The sequence below is a fragment of the Neobacillus sp. C211 genome (assembly GCF_051842875.1).
Lineage (GTDB): Bacteria > Bacillota > Bacilli > Bacillales > Cytobacillaceae > Neobacillus.
This window is the reverse complement of sequence record NZ_JBPXRO010000007.1, coordinates 1-21,573: the sequence shown is the minus strand read 5'-3', so window position 1 is coordinate 21,573 and position 21,573 is coordinate 1. Positions and strand designations below refer to the sequence as shown.

The 21,573-nt window shown below is 39.2% G+C and carries 12 protein-coding genes; 5 read left to right on the top strand and 7 right to left on the bottom strand.

From position 1 onward, the window contains the following. Window positions 1-9 precede the first annotated feature (9 nt). Window positions 10-990 (bottom strand): LacI family DNA-binding transcriptional regulator, encoded by a 981-nt coding sequence (locus ACSU6B_RS08640; protein WP_410884392.1) that lies wholly within the window; start codon window positions 988-990, stop codon window positions 10-12. Between the two features lie 655 nt (window positions 991-1,645). Between ACSU6B_RS08640 and ACSU6B_RS08635 the strand changes: the two genes are divergently transcribed. Together ACSU6B_RS08635 and ACSU6B_RS08630 are read left to right on the top strand one after the other, a co-directional pair. Further along, the gene (locus ACSU6B_RS08635) at window positions 1,646-2,392 is read left to right on the top strand and encodes a GntR family transcriptional regulator (protein ID WP_214997882.1); all 747 of its coding nucleotides are present in this window, start codon (window positions 1,646-1,648) and stop codon (window positions 2,390-2,392) included. Between the two features lie 339 nt (window positions 2,393-2,731). Further along, window positions 2,732-6,421 carry a polysaccharide deacetylase family protein gene (locus ACSU6B_RS08630; protein ID WP_410884390.1) on the top strand — a complete coding sequence of 1,230 codons (3,690 nt, stop codon included), beginning with the start codon at window positions 2,732-2,734 and terminating at the stop codon, window positions 6,419-6,421. A 92-nt stretch (window positions 6,422-6,513) separates the two neighbouring features. On the opposite strand, the gene ACSU6B_RS08625 is transcribed toward ACSU6B_RS08630, so the two are convergent. Together ACSU6B_RS08625 and ACSU6B_RS08620 are read right to left on the bottom strand one after the other, a co-directional pair. Further along, window positions 6,514-7,209 (bottom strand): hypothetical protein, encoded by a 696-nt coding sequence (locus ACSU6B_RS08625; protein ID WP_410884388.1) that lies wholly within the window; start codon window positions 7,207-7,209, stop codon window positions 6,514-6,516. 188 nt (window positions 7,210-7,397) lie between these two features. Then, complete coding sequence (locus ACSU6B_RS08620) at window positions 7,398-12,029, bottom strand: S8 family serine peptidase (RefSeq protein ID WP_410884386.1); 4,632 nt, start codon at window positions 12,027-12,029, stop codon at window positions 7,398-7,400. A 732-nt stretch (window positions 12,030-12,761) separates the two neighbouring features. Between ACSU6B_RS08620 and ACSU6B_RS08615 the strand changes: the two genes are divergently transcribed. Together ACSU6B_RS08615 and ACSU6B_RS08610 are read left to right on the top strand one after the other, a co-directional pair. Continuing rightward, complete coding sequence (locus ACSU6B_RS08615; protein WP_410884384.1) at window positions 12,762-14,978, top strand: glycerophosphodiester phosphodiesterase family protein; 2,217 nt, start codon at window positions 12,762-12,764, stop codon at window positions 14,976-14,978. A gap of 508 nt (window positions 14,979-15,486) precedes the next feature. Beyond that, window positions 15,487-16,491 (top strand): LysM peptidoglycan-binding domain-containing protein, encoded by a 1,005-nt coding sequence (locus ACSU6B_RS08610; protein WP_410884382.1) that lies wholly within the window; start codon window positions 15,487-15,489, stop codon window positions 16,489-16,491. Between the two features lie 162 nt (window positions 16,492-16,653). Here ACSU6B_RS08610 and ACSU6B_RS08605 read toward each other — a convergent pair whose 3' ends face one another. Both ACSU6B_RS08605 and ACSU6B_RS08600 read right to left on the bottom strand, forming a co-directional pair. Continuing rightward, window positions 16,654-17,721: a sulfite oxidase gene (locus ACSU6B_RS08605; RefSeq protein WP_410884380.1), complete on the bottom strand. Its 1,068-nt coding sequence runs from the start codon at window positions 17,719-17,721 to the stop codon at window positions 16,654-16,656. Between the two features lie 179 nt (window positions 17,722-17,900). Further along, window positions 17,901-18,410: a DUF2179 domain-containing protein gene (locus ACSU6B_RS08600; protein WP_214997890.1), complete on the bottom strand. Its 510-nt coding sequence runs from the start codon at window positions 18,408-18,410 to the stop codon at window positions 17,901-17,903. A 246-nt stretch (window positions 18,411-18,656) separates the two neighbouring features. Between ACSU6B_RS08600 and ACSU6B_RS08595 the strand changes: the two genes are divergently transcribed. Then, the gene (locus tag ACSU6B_RS08595) at window positions 18,657-20,369 is read left to right on the top strand and encodes a fibronectin type III domain-containing protein (protein ID WP_410884378.1); all 1,713 of its coding nucleotides are present in this window, start codon (window positions 18,657-18,659) and stop codon (window positions 20,367-20,369) included. Between the two features lie 194 nt (window positions 20,370-20,563). Here the strand turns inward: ACSU6B_RS08595 and ACSU6B_RS08590 are convergent, their stop codons facing one another. Both ACSU6B_RS08590 and ACSU6B_RS08585 read right to left on the bottom strand, forming a co-directional pair. Continuing rightward, window positions 20,564-20,698, bottom strand: a complete 135-nt coding sequence (locus ACSU6B_RS08590) for a BA3454 family stress response protein (protein WP_088089908.1) — start codon at window positions 20,696-20,698, stop codon at window positions 20,564-20,566. Between the two features lie 451 nt (window positions 20,699-21,149). Next, a complete protein-coding gene (locus ACSU6B_RS08585) occupies window positions 21,150-21,497 on the bottom strand; it encodes a VOC family protein (protein ID WP_410884375.1) in 348 nt (115 codons plus the stop codon). Window positions 21,498-21,573: the final 76 nt, after the last annotated feature.

The following is a 21,573-nucleotide window of genomic DNA, read 5'->3' as shown; positions in this document are numbered from 1 at the left end:
TTATCACTCCTAATCCCTTGTAGATTGGCCTTTCATTAATGAAACTTCAAACAGATGATCAAGCTTCGGAACGGTCTTTCCTTCAATCAGTTTTAGCAACAGCTCACCGGCTGTAGAGCCTAGTTCATAAATCGGCTGAGCCATCGTCGTGATTTCAGGACTTGTTAATTGGCTCAGTTGGATCCCATCAAAACCGATTAACGATAGATCGTCTGGTACCCGAATCCCCAGCTTTCTAGCCGCCTTTAAGACGCCTACTGCCATATAGTCGTTCCCTGCAAAGATCCCATCAATATCAGGATTCTTAATCAGTAACCTCGTGGCTGCCTCTGTCGTCTGCTCCACATGATAATTTCCATCCACCACTAAATCCGGGTGAAACCATGATTCGTGCTCCACCTCAGCTAAGTAGCCTTTATACCGTTCATCCGCATTACTAATGTCATGCGGACCGCGAATATGAGCAATCTTTTGGCAGCCAATCTTCTTCAAATACTGAACCGCTTGCCTTGCCCCTTCCAAATTGTTAACCGAAACGGAGGGGAGGTCGCTACTAATTGGCCTGTCTAACGCCACGATTGGGATGTCTCTATTTTTAATATGCTTAGGTGTCAATGTACTCGTGACAATAATAATTCCATCCACATATTTCTGCTTCATGACATCCAAATACATGATTTCCTTTTCCACTTGCCCATCCGAATTACAGAGGATCAATGTATATTCCTGACTGCTCATCACATCTTCAATCGCTCTTGCCACTTCAGGAAAGAACGGGTTCTTAATATCCGGAACAATAAGGGCAATCGTCTTCGACTGTTTCTTAAAAAGACTTCTGGCCACCTCATTTGGCACATAATTTAATTCCGAAATGGCGAGCAGAACCTTCTTTCTGGTTTCCTCGTTGATATAACCTTTATTATTTAAAACTCTAGAAACAGTGGCAACAGACACGTTTGCTACAGCTGCTACATCCTTAATCGTGGTCATGCTGTTCACTCACTTCCCTTAATGAAAAATTTCTCATTTATTTTATGTAACCCGTTACATATTCTTTTAAAAAAAGCTCTGTTATACCTGGCTGTTGATTTCCGCTCCAGGCGCTTCGCTCCAATCAACATGTGCCAAAATCAACAATGAGCTTTAACATAGCCAAAAAAAAGGTCTTATCATTTTGTGTAACCCGTTACACATTCTTCTAAAAAAAAGTGGTTGGTAACCCTACTGAAATCTCAGCTTGTGTAACCCGTTACATACTCTTGTAAAAAAAGGTGTTATCACTTTGTGTAACCCGTTACATACTGGTCAAAAAAATATCGATCCACTTCTACTTGTAACCGCTTGCATTTACAAGTTTATTTTAGGGGCTATTATATTTGAAGTCAATACTTTTCTTATTAATTATTTTACAATAATTTAATTGTTACGTTATTCTTCACATTTCGTAATATATTTACTAACCTTCTTTAAATTAAGTAAATAGAACGATAGATCCCCTTCCTTACTGCCTTGCCAATCTGAACACCAATTACTTTCGACAAATATCGGGCGGTGCCTGTGTAACCGAAAAAAAAGCGCTTGCATTATTAAAATGTTCTATTATAATGCTTGTATACAAGTATACCCCTTAAGAGAAGGTGAATTTATGGCTGAATCAAAGGAATTTCTTTATCCTGAAAAATGGCTTTCAAAAGCTTCAGCTGGTGATCGTGTAACATCCGAGCTTAGAATGCGTATTATTTCGGGCATGATTGTAAGCGGTGCTATCCTATCTGAAAATAAATTAGCTGCCGATTTTGGTGTGAGCCGCTCACCCATTCGAGAAGCGTTAAGAATACTTGCATCTGAAAATATCATCCGATTAGAAAGAATGGGTGCGGTTGTCATAGGTTTAACAGAAAAAGAATATGCAGAAATTTATGATGTACGTTTACTCATTGAAACGTTTGTGTTTGAACGGCTAGTAAGGATGGACACGAATGAATTAGTAATGGAACTTAATAAAATACTAGAAATGATGAAAATTGCCATAAAATACCGAGATGCTGATGAGTTTTCCTATCAGGATGTCCTATTCCACGAAACAATTATTCGGTCGATCAATCATTCCTACATCCTGATGATCTGGGAAAATTTAAAGCCTGTGATGGAAAGCTTGATTGTTCTATCCATGCGTAGTCGTTTTAAAGAAAAGTATGAAGACTTTACACGGATCATCAATAATCATCAACTGTATATTGATGCGATCAAAGCAAAAGATCGAGAGCTCATGATTAAGTCGTTACATGAAAACTTTGATGATGTTCAAGAGAAAGTTGAAGACTTATATATGTCCCAACAGATGCTTTCGAAAAAATCTGATAAACTCAAAAAAATCAGAAAAAAAATATAATAATTTCTTAATTAATTTAAGCTGAAATATATATAGCCAATTCAATGGCTTAGTATATTTCAGCTTTTTTTACAACATATATCTAAATGAGGTTTTTACATTTACACAAAATCCTCCTCAATTGCCATTTAAAATTAAAAAAACTTTATCCTCCTACCCCCAAAATCTTTAAATGATTATCTAAGTGTTTGAAGATAGTCATTTTTTGTCGAAAAATCCACCCGCGAGATAGTAGGATAACTTTCAGTTAACATTTTTTATAAATTCAACTGTATAAAATCAATCTATTACAATAAAATGATACATTTTTAAAACACTACACCTATAGGAGGAGTCAATGTGAATCGTGTTTTTAGGTGGATTGTTAGATCATTATTTGCACCCGTCACAGGAAATGCAGGAGCAGTTGCAAGTACACTTGGTTTTTTCATGGGGTTTTTCCCTTTAGATAGTTTTAGAATACCATTATTGCTTGTTCTTTCACTTTTGTTGCGTCTTAATATCATTGCTTTATTTCTTGGAACGTTGATTCCGCTTTTTATACCAAGGATGAATCATTTACCCTTCCTGGATATGCGTTTATTGGAGGATTACTGGTTATTTTCTACCCTGATGTCAAAAATACAGCTTTCACAAACTTTTGTCTCGGGGGTTCTAGGAGGCTTGATTGGCCTTGTCTGCTACTTTATTTTCCATTGGTTTTACAATTTGGGGCTGAAAAAGAGGGAGAGAAATCAAGAACATATTTTTCTTGATCCAGCCAAAAGACGCTGGTCCATTATCAAAAGAATGAGTGCAGGCTTTACGGTTTTAATTATTTTAGTATCGACTATTTTTATTGAAAGTCTTAATACGAACCCAGAATTTCCTGAACTACAATTGAATAAAAGAGCAGTAAAGAGCGGGATCGAGCCGATTAATAAAAGTTTCAGTGCAGAACAGCTTGCCACTCAGTTTCAAAAAACGAGTCCTTCCCCTCATATTCAAAAAAATATCGGGCAATCAAACAAAAAACAAGAAGTGTATGGTTTTTACGTCGATTGGGACAAAAACAGCCATACTTCTTTTAAAAAGAATAGCGAATCGATTACAACATTAGTGCCGGGGTGGATGCAGCTTACTCCTGGCCCTACCCTAAAAACCAGCACGGACAAGTCCATTATTGCAGAGGCCAAAGCCCATAATATAAAGATTCTCCCATTAGTGAATAATTTTAGTCATAATAAATGGGATGGCGAAGCTCTTCACCGCTTATTTATTACTCCCGGTGCTGAAGATCTTTTTATTAAAAAGATGTTGGATTATGTGAGAACAAATGACTTTGACGGAATTAATATAGACTTTGAAGATATCCATCCAAAGGACAAAGATCATTTCACACATTTTATCGATAAAGTTCATGAGGCGTTTCATCCACATGGTCTGATGGTCACACTGGATGTTCCACCGAATAACAACAGTTTTAACTATACTTCTTTAGCAACGAATGTTGATCGGATGATTGTCATGCTCTATGACCAGCACCATTCGATGAGTAAACCTGGACCTGTGGCTCCATCTGATTGGGTAAAAGAGAACTTGAACCAGCTCCATATTCCTTCTGAAAAGTTGATTGTTAGTTTGGGAAGCTTCGGTTACGACTGGGAAGAAAACTCCCATCAGCCCGCAGATACGGTTGCTTTCGGCGATATCATGGATTTAGGAATTGGGACCAACCTCCAAATCCAATGGAATAAACAAATAGGTAACCCTTATGTACGCTACAAAAGAAACGGAAAAAACCATGTTGTTTGGTTTTTAGATGCAGCTTCGTTTTATAATCAAATGAAGTTAGCGATGGATCACGGTTCAAGAGGAATTGCGGTTTGGCGGCTCGGTTCTGAAGATCCTTCAATCTGGAATTACCTAAATAAACCAAAGGAAATAACCGATCCATCCCATGCCCTTCAAACCTTGGTCAGCCCTAAGCCTGTTCACTATACAGGTGCTGGAGAGATTTTAAAAATTGCTTCTCCATCAGAAAAAGGAAAAAGAACGATTCAATTGGATTCACATGGGTTGATTCAAACCGAAACCTATCGTAAATTACCAAAGCCTTCCGAGATCGTTCGGTATGGCCAACCCAAAGGTAAGGAAGTCGTCCTTACCTTTGATGACGGTCCGGATCCAACCTATACACCACAAATATTAGACATTTTGGACAAGAATAACATAAAAGGAAGCTTCTTTATTATTGGCGAGAACGCACTGCAGCATCCAGAACTGGTTAACAAGATGTATAAAGAAGGTCACGAAATTGGTAACCATACCTTTACCCATCCGGATGTTGCATCGATCACACCATTTCAAACGAGAATGGAGCTAAATGCAAATCAGCGATTATTTCAAGAAATTACCGGTCATTCGATGACTCTTTTCCGTCCGCCGTATGTGGCCAATGCGGAACCGAGCACAAAGAGCGAACTGGAGCCAATCTTGCGAGCACAGGATATGGGTTATACCATGGTCGGTGAATTAATTGACTCAGACGATTGGCAAAGACTTCCTAGTGATGAAATTGTGAAGCGGGTTTTGGATCAGCTTCCTGAAGGAAATGTGATTTTGATGCACGATGCTGGCGGTAACCGCTCCAACACGGTAGAAGCCTTGCCTACGATTATTAAAGAACTCAAACAGCGCGGCTATACATTTACCACCATTGCTGATCTAACTGGAAAAAATAATAGTCAGATTATGCCCCCTGTTAAGGACAGCCCATATTTGGTCTATGACAAGGCTGTATTCATGGTGCTACAAGGCTGGCACGTAGGATTAAGCTTCCTGTTCTACTCAGCGATCCTGTTAGGAATCTTACGACTGGCTATCTTCGTTTTCCTTTCAAGAAAGCAAGTAAAAAGGTATAAGGAGACCGTGATCGACCCTGGCTTTACCCCTTTTGTCAGCGTCGTGATTGCTGCCTATAACGAGGAAAAAGTAATTTGTAAAACAGTAGATTCAATTTTATCCAGCGACTACCCAGCTTTTGAGATACTGATTATCGATGACGGATCAAAGGATGATACGGCTGGTTTCGTTCAAGAAACATATGCAAAACATCCGCTTATCAGATTAATAAAAAAAACCAATGGGGGAAAATCTTCTGCTGTTAATCTTGGTTTTAAAGAAGCAAACGGGGAAATCGTGGTGGCTCTTGATGCAGATACACTCATCGCGGAAAATGCCATTTCATTGCTTGTTAACCATTTTAAAAATGAAAAGGTTGCAGCGGTTTCAGGGAATGTAAAGGTCGGCAATAAGGGGAACCTTCTTACAAACTGGCAGCATATCGAATATGTGACAGGCTTTAACCTAGAGAGAAGGGCATTTGCCGCTCTCAATTGCATTACGGTTGTACCAGGTGCAATCGGTGCATGGAGAAAGACGGCGGTAGAAGAAGCTGGATACTTTCAAGAGGATACACTGGCAGAGGATACCGATATCACACTTACCCTTTTACGCCTAGGGAAAAAGATTGAATTTGAAGAAAAGGCATATGCCTTTACAGAAGTGCCGGAAGATATTAAAAGTCTGGCAAAACAGCGTTACCGATGGGTTTATGGTACCTTACAATGCTTATGGAAACATCGGGAGGCTTTATTTAATAAAAAACATAACTCATTAGGATTTATCGCCCTACCAAACATGTGGCTTTTCCAATATATTTATCAAACCATATCGCCTATTGCAGATATCTTGTTTATTTTAGCCCTGTTTAACCCACACCCTGAAAGAGCTGCGATTGGCTTTATTCTTTTTTACTTGCTGGATTTCTTAACTTCTCTCTATGCGTTTCGCTTGGAGAAAGAAAGTCCCAAACCACTAGTCTCATTGTTTCTGCAACGAATCTTGTACAAACAGCTGATGACTTATGTAGTAATTAAATCCATCTTCTCGGCAATAAAGGGAGTAACCGTTGGCTGGGGTAAACTAAAACGCAAAGGTAATGTAACTCAGGATACCTCGATGGTGAAGGTTAAGGAAAATATGTAATGGAGTCTTCGCACAGGTCTTTCCCATTCGGGGAAGACTTTTTCTCTGCATATAAAAAGGATCACCATAATTCGGTGATCCTTTCGGATAAATTACATTTTCTTTCCATTGTTTTCTTTTGTATCCCTACGGCTCTCAGCAGTTTCTTTTGCTTCTTGAGAAACTTGTTGTCCACGGTTGGTTTTTGTTGTGGTTGCAGTAGTTGTAGTAGTTTTCGTCGGTGTAGTCGTCGCAGGTTTTGACGTTGTTGTTGGTGCTTTTGTGCTTGTCGTAGGTTTCGTTGTTGCACTTGCTGCAGGTTTCGTTGTTGCACTTGCTGCAGGTCTCGTTGTTGTACTTGCTGCAGGTCTCGTTGTTGTACTTGCTGCAGGTCTCGTTGTAGTGGATTTACTCGTTGTTATTGGTGCTTTTGTGCTTTTTACAGGTATCGGTGTTGCAGCAGGCTTTGTGGTTGTTTTCACATTCGTATTAGCAGAACTGGTTGTAGTTATACTGCTGGATTTTTCTATATTTTGTTGAATGGCTGCTACTTCCATATCATTGGTATTCCTATTTTTTAAAGATACTTGGATAACAGGACGGTCCTTCACATTCGCTGCTGGCGTTTGAGGTTTGTCCTTTTTTTCTGCTGGGTTGATTACATCCGCTTTTTTTCGGTCTGCCGATATAGGTATAGCCATTTCTTTTGTTAATCGTTTAATAGGTTGACCTAACAAAGCGTTGGCGGCAGAAAACGTAACAGATCCCGCTAATACCATGGCAATGGCTCCCTTGGTTATTTTAATCATGTTATAACCCCTCGTGTTTTTTTGTGTGTTCATACTAATAGAATACGAACGATCCAAATGTCTTATGGGGGTGAGAAAATAGAGTCTATTAAAATTCCCAATGCAAGCAAAAAAAGTGCTGCTCTTCATGTCTCAAGACAAAAGATCAGCACTTTTCTTTACCTTAAATCATTCACTATATTCTGTTATTACTTAACAACGTTAGAAATACCCTCGTTTAATCCGCCAACCACTTTCACTCGGAACTGGTAGGAGGTATTTTCCAACAATCCTGTCACTACTGCATTGTTTGAGCTTACTATAACCGGCTGCTTTGTTGTCGCAGTGCTCCATGTTACGCCATTATCGCTGGATTGCTCAATTTTCACTTCCGTTGCCTTGACAGCAGCTATCCAGCTAAGCGTAGCTGTATCTTTTGTTTTCGTTGTATATTTCAATGTGTTAATGGTAGAGGCAATTCCTAATTCATTAAAGTAATTGGTACTATACTTGCCGGCCACTGCTTCTTTCGGCTTTACGGTCGCATCTGGATTCGATTTATATAGGTTCCGAACGAGGAACTTCATATCCGTCTCATTGATGATGCCGTCTTGGTTCAAATCTTCTACTTTAAAATCGTCTTGATCTTGCATACCAATTTTATTGGCTAATTTCTTTACGTCCAGGACATCAATCACACCATCACCATTGACGTCACCTCCAGCCGCTTTCGGTTGGCGACCGCCAATCCATAAATATTCTCCAATATCCTCACCCCAAGTCGTTTTTTTGCCTAGGGTTACTTTTTGGATACTCTTTAAATGGCCAGGTGCTTCTACAACGATATTTGTTGGATCTTTTGATAACGGGATATTTTGGATATCGATATAGCCTTGTCTGTCAATTGTTCCTGGGTATTTCACTCCATTCGAATCTTGTGCGTAGGTTGTTGCGCCAATTTTCGATAAATCTTTATCCCATTGACCGTCGAATGCTTCTAAGCGTGCATATGATTGAACATATGAATGCTTTGGAATAATTTTATAGCTGTCAATTTGGTTAAACGATGTGATTGTTGTCGGCGTTGATTCCCCAAATTTTGTGTAAATAAATGGTGTTGTATTATCTATACCGTTCATTTCGTCGGCAAGAATATAGAACTGATCGTCAACTAACTTGAATGTTACATCAAGGAACGGTGTGTCGCCAGTAAATCCTTTGAATCCATTCCCACTGATCTTAGCACCTACATTAACTGTTTTTCTATTATTCTCAAGATTAGGGGTTGGTATCACAACTGGTTCATCCACTGTTACGTTAAAATTGTGTTGGTCAGCATACGTTTGGAACGCTTGATTCACTTTGACATCTTCAAAATTAAAGTTTTTATAGAAATCAACATTGTACGTACCTGACATCATTTTTTCAACATTGTTTAAAGTTAATGTCATCGTTAACGTGTCGTTTTTGTATACTTTGTGTTTATCGTAGGTCGGCACGACATAAGGCGTACCTTCCTTAACAAAGGCATAAGGATAAAATTCATTTAACAAATGAGCGTTTGTTGCTAAATCCATTGGGAATAAAATCATAGTCGCCGGACCATTCTCAATATCTGATTTCTCGATTCCGAATTTCACGTCTCCGTTATCGCTTAAAGGGAAATCTCCATCCGGGTAAATTTTCTGATTTAGATAATACCAAAGGACGTTAGATGATTGAGTAACACCAGCAGATGCTAATTGCTTTGTCCCTTCATCAAATAAATTGGCATGAACCCAAAATGCGTTATGTGCATTACCATTAACCGTTTCTTGTGTAAAGTCTGAATCTTTTAACTCATACACCTTACCCGGAGCTTTATCTTTAAAGGTTAGTTTAGGCAATGTATTGTCAACAATAAACAAATGGTCTTTCTCGTATGTTTTGCCGTCGGCGTCCACTGCTTTAAACCTCACGGTGTATTGGCCTTCCGGTAATACAGCCTGTGGCTGATTAATATCGGTTTTCTCTTCTAATGGATCTCCAACAAATGGAAGGTAAGAAGGGCTAATGGTCAGCAATAAATCTTGGTCAATTGGTGCGGTTCGAGCATTTATCGTTCTTGGAGTCGTGCTTCCCAGTGCATGACCGTCTTTGTCATAGTAAATCGCACGAACTGTCTTCATTGGGCTATTTAATTTAAAATTCAAGTATCGAGTAGGACCTGCCATAAATGGATGGCCTGGATTCCATTCTGCCGTGCTCATAGCTGGGTTTGACAAGACAATTTCTTCCATCCCTTTATCCACGACACGAACGGCAAACGGCACTCGATAGCTTTCGTGTGGATTTGCATGATTGACAATATTCACATATCCTTCGTATCGGCCCTTCTCCGCCGTTCCTGGCACATGAATCGCTGCTGTCAAATCAGTAGAGGCGCCAGCTGCAACAGTAAGTGACTGTGCAGATGTCGTGATTGCCACTTTATTGGACTCAGCATTAAGAACACCAGCCTTAGCCTTCGAATATTCATAACTGATATCGAATTCTTTTTGCTCAGTTCCCTTATTGTTTATAACAATTTTACGACTGTCTTCATTTGTGGCGTTTTCTATCCGATAGATTGTACCATAAGCAATCGAGCCTGCTTCTTCGTCAATCGTGACAAGGGAACCATACTCATCGATGTTTTGTGTCTTGTCCATGACTTTAATAGCTATATCAGCGTGAACGGCTTCTTTTACATCGACTTCTCCTGCCCCTACTTCGTATACGGAATAGTCGTTTGATAATTTATCTGCTGTATTCATTAACGCCGCTTTCACATCAAACGGTGTGTAATCTGGATGGGCTTGTAAAATAAGCGCTGCTACTCCCGCAAGATGAGGCGATGCCATCGACGTTCCAGAAATACGAGCGTAAGCTGTCGAATAGTCGATTCCGTCCTCTGGACTATGAACGTATTCCGGGTAAGTGGAATAAACAGATACACCAGGTCCCACGACGTCAGGTTTAATGTCATAGTTTTGCGTAACTGGTCCTCTTGAGCTGAAACCCGCTAAATGAGTTCCTTCTGACACAAATGTACCGACACTGCTGAAAGTAATGGACGAAGATGCTGCAGCTGCTTTTAAACGCTCGCCATCCGCTTTCGTGATACGGAACGCCGGAATAAGTGATGGGTCTTTCCCTAAATACGAGTCGATTTCTCCGTCGACATTGTTATAAAGAATGACAGCTGCCGCTCCCGCTTTCTTAGCGTTCGTAACTTTGTCATTTAACGCGTACGTTCCACGCTGAATTAAGGCCACTTTTCCTGTTAAGTTGAGCGGTTGGCCATTTGCCTCTTTAAGGTCATCCTCCCCGCCTAAACCTATATAGACGACAGGATATGATTTGTCTACTAAACTATCTAAATGATCATTTAACCCTTGGCCTAAGAGTTTCATATTGTTAAAGGTTTCGCTGCCAACGGTTGCCGATGCTGCAGGTATAGCCATTGGGAAGTCACTTGCTCCTACTGTAATTGCTAATGCCGCTGTCCCTGGTGAACCAAGCGTTTTCTCACCTGGGCCTGAGTTTCCTGCCGAAACTGTACACGTCACACCAGCAAGTGTTGCATTATTAATCGCAATGGATTCAGCAATTAACGGATTATTTACTGGAGCACCTAATGACAAGTTAATAACATCCATTCCATCTTGTACAGCTTTATCAATTCCTCCAATAATGGCGCTTGACCATCCGCTGCCGTATGGACCTAATACACGGTACCCATACAAATCAACATCTGGCGCAACCCCTAAAGCTGGAGATTCTACATTATTAGTTCCTTGACCTGCAATCGTGCCTGATACGTGAGTACCGTGATACGTAAAATACGAATTAGTACCACCATCCGGCTTTCCTGCATCAATCCAATCTTGGTACGTCGTTTCCATTGGATCCGCATCATTATCGACAAAATCCCAGCCTTTTACGGTCGCCGAATCAATATTTTCTGGATTTTCTCCATCTTTTTTACGGTATCCTTTATATGCATCTGTTAAATCTGGATGTTTGTAATCAATTCCCGTATCGATGACACCGACTTTGATTCCTTTACCCGTCACTCCTTCATTATGCACTTCATCAATACCCGGAAGAGGAATAGAATTCTCTTTCATTGTATCCGTCGAAGTATTTTGAACAGCCACACTTTGCTGCTTGATTGAAGTTGCCGTTGATTTCAATGACCCATTTTTATTTAAATCAGAACCCTCTGATTCCCTTGGGTCAACTTTAATCACTTGATCTTCAAAAATGCGGTTGACCAAGCCTGAATCCAGTAGTTGTTCCACAGCTGTTCCGGGAAGTGTCATCGCAACACCATTAAACGCGTGCTTATATTCTCTAGTAATCTCAATTGTTGATTTAGTAGCATTAAATGGAGTGATGGCACTAGCTCCAGCTTTTTGTTGCTTCACTTTATTAACAAAGTCTTTAAACTTTTTATGACTATCATTTACGACTTTAGTCGCCTCTGTCAACGAAATCTTGTTTCCTTCTATTTGCTCCTTAACGACTGCTACTGCTGCCGGAGCTTGTTTAAACTCGACAATAATCCGAACAGGCTCAGCACTTTGAACGTTAATTTTCTGCGAAATTTTCACGTCATTCTCGGTGCTAATTTTGTTCATCGCCTCTAGCTGCTCTGGGGTTAGCTTATATGTACCCGTTTGAGCTTTACTAGGAATCATACCTTGAGTGATGTTTTGGACTGGGTCTGCAGCCATAACATTATAAGGAATGGATGACAACAATAGACAACTCATAGCTGTCTTTGCAAAAATCTTTTTAAACTTAGTTTTCCCCAATACATTCTCCCCCTTAAAACCAACATAATAATAAGTCTTTTTGAAATCTTCCGACAAATATCTTTGTTAGTTTTATTGTACTTAGGAATATCCGTATCGTAAATTGGGGGATTTTGATGGAAAACAGATGAAAAATGCGGGATTTCTACGCTTAAATATTGCTGAATTTCATCTTTTTGTTTATGTACCTGAGCTTTTGCGTAAATAGAACTTGGGGGAATTACACAAATTAACGAATGAATTTATTTTGGAGGAATTGATGATTATAATATTTTATCAGTTTCATAAACTGTACGGGCAGGCGAAGCCACAACCACACTAAAAATGTTCCTTAATAATAAGCTGAATAAATCTTTCGCGCTCCTCTTCACTACTTTTGAGAATTTTAATATTTTCAGGCTTCCTTAAGAAGTGCTTAACTCTCTTGTTATGCCAAATGATGTAATTGTATCGAACATCTTTATTCAGGTTGGAAAACCATTCTTCTTCCTTTATTTCATCGATGTTTTTTTCTTATGAATACAACAAACGCCGGGAGGAAATGCACATGCTCTTTAAACGTTTATAGGTAATTATCCCTGTAAAAATAGTTCTATTTTCATTATTTCATTATAAGTAAAAAGTATTGTTTTAGTGTGCTTTACTAAATATTAACATTCTATCAATTACGGCTTTACAATTCTTCTATACTTTTAAATTGAAATACATAAACTTATAGGAGATGAATTGAAAATGAAAAAGAGTTTAATAGCCGGATTAGCTTGTCTGTCACTTTCGGTAACAGCAGCGGCTCCTTACGCTGTTTTCGCCCATCCCATTCAAAGCACTGCTACAGATAATGGACAATCGACTTTACGACCGCTTACCTCTGATGTAGCGGTAATTGCTCATCGCGGTGCATCTGCCTACGGCCCGGAACATACACTCGCCGCCTATAAGCAGGCGATGACAATGAAGGCGGATTATGTAGAATTCGATTTACAAATGACAAAGGACGGCCAATTGATCGCCATGCATGATGAAACCTTGGCCAGAACTACCAACGTAAAGGAACTTTACCCAGACCGCGCACCTTGGAGGGTAAAAGATTTCACTCTTGAAGAAATCAGCCGTCTGGATGCAGGGTCATGGTTCAATAAAGCATATCCGGATAAAGCAAAAACAGAGTACATCGGACAGCATGTCCCAACGCTTGAGGAAGCCATTGAATTTGTCAAAAAACATGGGAACGGAAAAGTTGGCCTTTACATGGAAACAAAAGCGCCAAACGTTTACCCAGGAATGGAAGAGAAAGTAATTGAAATCTTGAAAGAAACCAATGTACTTGATAACGAAAAACTTTTTCTCGAATCATTTAGTGAAGAAAGCCTTCGTAAATTAAAAACGCTTGCCCCTAATGTAAAGCTGATTCAACTGTATTCAGGAAGTATGCTGGCAGGTAAGGATGTTTATCAGGAAATGAAACGGATCGCTGACTTTGCTGCCGGCGTAGGTCCTAGTAAGGAGCTTGTTGTACCGAAACTAATGGAAGCCGCTCATCAGAATCAGCTTCTAGTGCATCCATGGACAGTCAATTCAGAGGACGATATGGTCTCCTTGCTTTCCCTTGGTGTGGACGGAGAGTTCACAAATAATACTGACCAGCTTGTGGATTTACTGGAAAAGCCGTATATTTCACATGGAGCGGCAAGCGGAGATGTAACGGATTCATCGGTGATTTTATGGGCCCGCGCAAATGTTGATGCAAGAGTTCAGTTTGAAATTTCAACCGACAGCAGTTTTAAACACGATACCATCGTCAAAACGAGCCATGCAGATGAAGCACATGATTATACAGTAAATGTAGAGGTTAACGGATTAAAGCCTGATACTACTTATCATTACCGGGCCCATGCAGTTTCCAGCCAGTACACCGTAAATGGTTCATTCAAAACAGCACCGGAGGAAAACAGCTTACAGCCAATGTCAATCGTCTGGGGCGGAGATACTGGCGGCCAGGGAGAAATACCGCCGTATAAATCTTTCAAAGCGATGTCAGCAATCAATCCAGATTTCTTCCTGTTCAGCGGGGATACCATCTATGCTGATAATAAGACACCGGCTGTTCCTAACCCTCCATCTCAAACCGTTCAGGATTTCTGGGCGAAATATAAGGAGAATCGTACGGATGCTGGATTACGCAGCCTTTTACAAAAAACAGGAACGTTTGCTATATGGGATGATCATGAAGTGACCAATGACTTTTCAGGACCTTCCCAGCCGTTGACTTCAGCGGGGTTGGGTGCGTTTAAGGATTATTGGCCAATTTCAAGTGAACGCAGTTCAGCGAACAAGCTTTATCACAAGTATTCTTGGGGTAAAGCAATGGATATGATCATTCTTAACAACCGCGGCTACCGCTCTCCAAACACCATGGCAGATGGGCCTGATAAAACAATGCTCGGTGAAGAACAAGTGAAATGGCTGGAACAGCAGCTTCTCGAATCTGATGCCAAGGTTAAATTTGTCGCGACCTCCGTGCCAATCTCCGTTCCGACTGGAAAAGCAACTGCCAGGGATGGATGGGCAAATGGTAATCAGGTAAACCCTAATGATGTAACAGGATATGAGAACGAGTTCAAAAAAATCTCGGATTTTATCATTGAAAAAGGAATCAAAAACGTTTATTTCGTCACAACCGATGTCCATTTTGCCGAAGTCATCAAATATGATGCCAATCATGACGGCAAAACAGATTATCACGAATTAATCAGCGGTCCGATTGGAGCAGTAAAAATCAATCCTGGTACATTGGATCCTACCTTCGGCCCTGAACGCTTGTATGCGGAAGGTAATTTCTTCAACTTCGGTGTGTTCCATGTAGATCCGGCAAAAAATCAAGCAGGCGTGGAAATTCGCGATGAAAATGGAAAGGTCCATTTCAGCCAAACCTTCCAGCTTGAAGATTAAAAAAGGGTAACAAAAAAAGGGAGAGACTATTTAAATTTACTGGAAGCTAATAAAAGGCCTTACCCAAAGATTATGTCTTCAAAAGGTCAAGAAAGAGGGCTAACCCTTCTAGTAGATTACTACTTGTGGGTGAGCCCTCTAATTTTGCATTTAGAAAATAGTAAAGTACCAATAACCTATCCCAACTGATAAAACGCTAGATTCGCTGATAAAACGGTCCGATTCGCTGATATCCTTCAAAAATCCACTGATAAAATGCACCAACAGGACTAATTTCACTCCTTCAGTATCATAAAGCTAGCTTTATATCTAAATGGAGCACATTTGTTTGCGAAACAAACCTGTTTGTTTGCGATGGTTCTGCTTCTATGAACAAAAAACCGCTATTTTACTTATGATTAGGTTCAGCATAGAAGTTAATTCCAGAATAATTTTATTGTTTTTTTACAAACAATAACTTAGGGATCAACAGAGTTTTTCGTGAAATCATCATGAAAGGATAAACTAAATGAAAAAAACCTTTGTGCTCCTATTTAGCTTCATTTTAGTACTACAAATCAATTTATCTCCAGCTTTTGCAGCGAATAACCCGAGAAATATATATGAGGTGAAATCCGGGGATTATTTATGGAAAATTGCTCATACCTATGGAACCTCTGTAACAGACCTGAAACTAATCAACGGATTACAATCGGATTTACTATTAGTTGACCAAAAATTAAGGGTCCCTATCATGTATCAAGTGGTTTCAGGTGATACGCTCTGGAAGCTCTCACAATCGTTCAATTCTACCGTCTCTTTAATCGTAACAACAAATGGACTTACATCCGATGCGATTTATGTTGGACAAAGACTAAAAATTCCTCCTAAAAAGCTGACCATGGATGGAAAGTTTATACGGATGAATCGAGAGGAATTTAAAGATTGGATATTTAATCAAAAATTCACTAGAAAAGTTGGCAAAATCCAACAACATCACACCTATCAACCGTCTTATCAGCAATTCAATGGGTCCAATCATTTTGCTTTGATGAAGGACATGGAGAAATATCATGTTCAGGTGATGAAATGGAGTGAGATCAGTCAACAATTAACTACATTTCCAGACGGAACAGTGGTAGTAGGCAGGTCCTTTAACAAACCTCCAGAAGGTTCATTTGGATTACTAAATAAATCGGCCATGCATGCGATCGAAACCGATGCGTTAGCCATTGAAAATGTTGGAAACTTCGATGCCGAACAAATGACTGCGGCACAACGGGAAACGATTGTCACTGTCGCTGCCTTGCTTATGTTGAAATACGGGTTAACTCCTTCCGTTGATAGTATCACCTACCATCATTGGTGGGATATTAATTCGGGGGAAAGAGTGTTAGACCACGGTGAAGGACATGCAGTGAAAACGTGTCCTGGTACTGGATTTTTCGGTGGAAATTCCACAACGAATGCCAAAAACAATTTTTACCCTCTTGTGTCACAAAAAATGCAAGAAATTTTAGCATCGATACATTAGAAATCGGATCCAAATAGTTGTGAAAATAACATGTTCAATCGCACACAAAAAAACTCCGTAATTAGCACGGCGTTTTTTTGTGTATTTAGCCCGAATTTATACATTCACATGTTCTATTTAGGAAAAAATAACATCCTATCTTGGACTTTTAATGTTTTGGTTTTATTCTACTTTAACTTTTATACTATCAAAGGCATTGTAACCATAGCCCTTCCTGTTCCAAAATGGTTCCGAAGGTTGAACATTCCCTTGAGAATCAGTTGCTTTTGATTTTATCGTGTATTCACCTTTTTTTAGTGCCTCCCATTTATAATTCCAATGAACCCATGAGTATTTTTCGGATGGAGAATTTAGTTGACAGGGTTCCCAAGTTTGACCACCATCTAAACTAATTTCTACTTTTGTTATCATTCCTTCTCCTGTCCGTGCAATTCCTTTAATTTCATAAATTCCTGTATGCAATAATTGTCTATCTAAAGGATATTGTATGGTGGAGTTAACATTGGCCGCAGTGACGGAAAACTTTCCTCCATCGTTTTCTTTGTTTGGGTAGTAAACGTAATCAACTACTTGAAAGGGACCTTTAAATTCCTTGTCAATCACAGTAATTTTTTTAATCCATTTTACAGAAGCCATTGCATACCAACCAGGAACAATCAATCTCAGGGGAAAACCATGCTTGAATGGGATGGGTTGATTATTATATTCATAAGCAATAAGGATATCAGGTTCAAGGGCTTTTTTAATGGGTAAGCTTCTTGAAAAATTAAAAATTTGGTTGGAATCAGGTCTTTCTCCATAATCATAGCCTTCAAAAACAATTTCTTTTGCAGTATCAATCAAACCTGTGTGCTGTAGTAAGGTCCTTAAAGAAACACCTTTCCAAATTCCTTGACTGATTGCACCTTTCCCAAATTGTTCACCAAATACCTTTGGTTGAAATAACTCACGCTTATCTCCGGCACACTCTAAAACAACTTTTATAGTTTTCGATGGCAATGAGTAAATTTCCTGTAAAGAAAATATTTTTGGGGTATGCACCAATCCGTCAATTGGGAGCAGATAAAAGGATGATGTAAAGTGAGGGTAAGAAAAATGGTTTCTTCTGTAAAATAATTTTCCATCCACAATATCGCTATTTAAAAAATGTATAGGTGTTTCCTGATTTTCAGGGAATAAAGTCTTTGTAATTAGGTAGGGTTTTACCTGGGGATGATCAAAATTTTTCAAGTAAATACCTCCTTAAAAATGCTTTGCTATATAATGCATATGTAGTCGGTCGTTTATTATTCAAATTCCCCCTTATTAAATTATAATCTGTTTTTTTAATATGGATAAAAAACAACAAACTTTGCGAAAATAGCGTATAAAAAAATAAAAAACACAACAGTTCGTTGTGTTTAATTCATCTATCGAAGTCGGTCCAATAAGAAACCGCCTTTAAATCTTCTTGGCTCATATGAAATAATAAACGCACGAGGTTCAAACATTTCCACCGTTGCAATTAGTTCATTTTCTCTATTTCTCTTTGTCAATATTTCCATTCGATAACGTTCACTGTCTCGGCCTTCACCCGTATATAAAGTAACGCCGAAGCCATTCTGTCGTAATGTGTCTATCAAATTACTATTTTTTTCTTGTGTATTAACCGTTACGTTTATAAAACCAATAGCTATTTTTTGTTCCAATTTCGTCCCAAGGATAATTCCTAACCCGAAGCCAACTGCATAAACAACCATTGATACAAAACTTTGATCTCCACCAAATACAAGAGAAAGGCCAAAAACATAAATTAACATTTCTGCAATACCTAATATCGATGCTAACACGGTTATATTTTTAACCAAAAAGATTGTTCGCAGCGTGTATATAGGTACATAAATTAGTTGTAACAGCAAAATCAAAAGAATCTCTTTCACTTTGGCACCTCTATTGTCAAATATTTAAAGTACACTTTATTTTATCTTTTTTAATCTAAATTAAATAGTGTTATTCTTACTTTAAAAGTATAGAAGATATTTAACGTTTCTACTACCAATAATTTCAATAAAAATGATATATTGTCAGATTTTCTCAAACCTTGTAGAATTAAGATTGGATAGATGCACCTGTAAAAAAAGAGAATAGGTTATCTATACCGAAAATATCCTATCTAGGGGGAAATTATGAGAAACAGCAAGGTTACCATTTTTTTATTGTCTTTTTTCTTTTTATTAGCCGTCTCCTTACTTCCAGAAAAAGCTTTTGCAGCAATAGGGGACAGAGCGACACCGTACAGTGCATGGGATTATCACGAGTTCGCTTTGCAGAAATCCAGTTCTGACACATCTAAAGTGGTGGGTTTACAGCAATTTGATATGTATTTTGGTGAAGATGCCAACGATATCATCCAAACTGAAGATGGATCCAACCAGGATCCGGCAGCGGATGAACAGTGGATATTGATGGGTTTTGATATGTCCTATATCTCCGGGCCGGAAAAATCCTTAATGCGCGCTGATCTCATTCGGAGCGATTATAATTTCTATACAAAGGGCGGGGAGAAAATCACCCCAATTGCAACCGCCTCGTTTACAGACCAATTAGCAGGACTGGATGAAAACGGTGTTAATTTAGACCGTGAAGCATCAGCGTCCGAAGTATGGTATGGGATTCTTGTTAAAAAGTCAGCCGGCCTACCGGTGATCAGGATTAGTACAGGCGTGAATCAGGCAACGGGTGCAATCAATTATAAGTGGTTTACAACCGACCCATCTTACCTTGAGCCAGTCGTTACATCGAAAGCGACAGCGAGCTCCTATAATAGCATAAAGCTAACATGGACTCCAGCAACAGGGGTTGACGGTTATGACATTTACAGATCAACATCAAGTGCCGGGACTTTTACAAAAATTAGCAGCACAACCGATCCTACTGCCTATTACACAAACACAGGCTTGAATACTGGTACAACGTATTATTATAAAATCCAGACTTATTTTACATTTGATAATGGCGAAAAGATTTACGGTGCATTCAGCCCGGTTGTTTCCGCAAAGCCAGTACTAGCGGTCCCAGCTTCTCCGAAGGCAGCATCGGCTTCTTATTCTAGCATCAAAACAAGCTGGACGGCCGTCAGCGGTGCAAGCGGGTATGAAGTATCCCGTGCAACCTCCTCGACGGGGACGTATTCTGTAGTCGGTAATACTACGACCGCAACGAGCCTCACGAACACAGGGCTTTCTACCAACAAAGTATATTATTACAAAATCAGGGCGTACCGAATGGTCGGGACAACCAAAGTTTACGGCGGTTATACTACAGTGGTCTCAGCCAAGCCAATCCCGTCCGTTCCAACTAATTTCAAGGCAGCATCCGCTTCATATTCCAGCATCAAAACAAGCTGGACGGCCGTTAGCGGAGCAAGCGGGTATGAAGTATTCCGTGCCACCTCTTCAACGGGTACGTATTCCTTAGTCGGTAAAACCACGACTGCAACGAGCTTCACGAACACAGGGCTTTCTACCAACAAACTATATTATTACAAAATCAAGGCGTACCGAACGGTCGGGACAACCAAAGTTTACAGCGGTTATACTACAGTGGTCTCAGCCAAGCCAATCCCGTCCGTCCCAACTAATTTCAAGGCAGCAAGATACAGTTCAACAAGCATCAAAACAACCTGGAGTGCGGTAACAGGGGCAAGCGGGTATGAGGTGTATAGGGCGACTTCCAGCACCGGAACATACAGCCTTGTCAAAAATACGACCTCCCTGTATTTCACCAATACTGGATTGACAACCGGAAGAACCTATTATTATAAAGCAAGGTCCTACAAGTTGGTCGGCACTGTAAAAGTGTACAGTGGCTGGACAGCTGTTTCAAGCGCAAGACCGTAAAGCAAAAAGCCTGGAATTGGCAGCCAGGCTTTTTTTGCGGTCTAAAAATGCTAGTAAACTACAGCACGAGTTATAAGTGCAAGTGCTGAAATAAAGCCGCCATTGGCAGCTGGATTTCAAGTAAAGGAAGCTATCCAAAATCCATTCTTCAAGTGGAAGTTCCATTCAATCCTTTTAATCCCAGGATCACGTATTTAATTTGCCCATTGTTTCAGAACTTGTTCTTGTGCCATACGGTAAACTTCTTCTTCTGTTTGGTCTTTGCTAGCTATTACGTTGGTTTGATAGACTTTACCTTTATGTGTTACATAGATTGTATACTTGTACATTTTGTTCTATCTCCTTTATTTAATTCTAACTTTTTGTTCATTCCACTTCTCTTAGTTATTCCTACAAATGTTTTTTGACTTTTTTATATTTTACAAATAAAATGAAATTGATTAAAGCTAAATAATAGGTCAAGATTTGACAAATTCTCAACTTAACAAAAATTAATATACTCACTAGCAACGGTAATGACTGGAAAAGTCAGTAAAATCAACAAACTTTATATGATTCTAATCTCTTATGTAATTTTTTTCACTTCTTAAAATGCAGAAAAATGTCGAAATATAAAAACTAAAAAAGGCTGGCTCCTTATACCGATCTTAAATTACCCTTTTGTTTTTTACTTTGAAGCTAAATAACCCCAAAGTAAAAAAACCCACCTTAGATAAGATGGATCTTACTTATTTATTAAACTCGTACCCGATAGCTCAATAGCAAATAAATTACAACTCGCTATTTCTCCCAAAGCTCGATTAGTCGACCTTCAGGATCTTCAATCCAAATAAACTTTCCATACTCACTAACCTCTTTTTCCTTAACAAGAGGTACACCAATTTGTTCAAGATGCTTAATAGTCTCGTTTAGATTATGTACTTGAAAATTTAACATCACTTGTTGTTCTGTTGGAAAATAACTGTCATTCTCGGCAAAGAAAGAAAAGATAGTCTCATTTCCTAGTTGGGGTTTAATCACAGTCCCATTCCAATTTTCTATTTCAATCTTCAACACTTCACTGTACCATTTTTTTACAACATCAAGATTCTTAGTTCTCCAAAATATTCCACCGAAACCTTTTATCATCGTAACTAACTCCTGTCTTTCTTTAAATTTTTAGTTTTTCGATTACATTAGATATTCGAGATTTAATGTTACGTTC

Coding starts and splice junctions, on each gene's coding strand:
- ACSU6B_RS08585 (WP_410884375.1), bottom strand. CDS start 21,497: ATGATAAAAGGTTTCGGTGGAATATTTTGGAGAACTAAGAATCTTGAT.
- ACSU6B_RS08610 (WP_410884382.1), top strand. CDS start 15,487: ATGAAAAAAACCTTTGTGCTCCTATTTAGCTTCATTTTAGTACTACAA.
- ACSU6B_RS08595 (WP_410884378.1), top strand. CDS start 18,657: ATGAGAAACAGCAAGGTTACCATTTTTTTATTGTCTTTTTTCTTTTTA.
- ACSU6B_RS08625 (WP_410884388.1), bottom strand. CDS start 7,209: ATGATTAAAATAACCAAGGGAGCCATTGCCATGGTATTAGCGGGATCT.
- ACSU6B_RS08590 (WP_088089908.1), bottom strand. CDS start 20,698: ATGTACAAGTATACAATCTATGTAACACATAAAGGTAAAGTCTATCAA.
- ACSU6B_RS08615 (WP_410884384.1), top strand. CDS start 12,762: ATGAAAAAGAGTTTAATAGCCGGATTAGCTTGTCTGTCACTTTCGGTA.
- ACSU6B_RS08640 (WP_410884392.1), bottom strand. CDS start 990: ATGACCACGATTAAGGATGTAGCAGCTGTAGCAAACGTGTCTGTTGCC.
- ACSU6B_RS08635 (WP_214997882.1), top strand. CDS start 1,646: ATGGCTGAATCAAAGGAATTTCTTTATCCTGAAAAATGGCTTTCAAAA.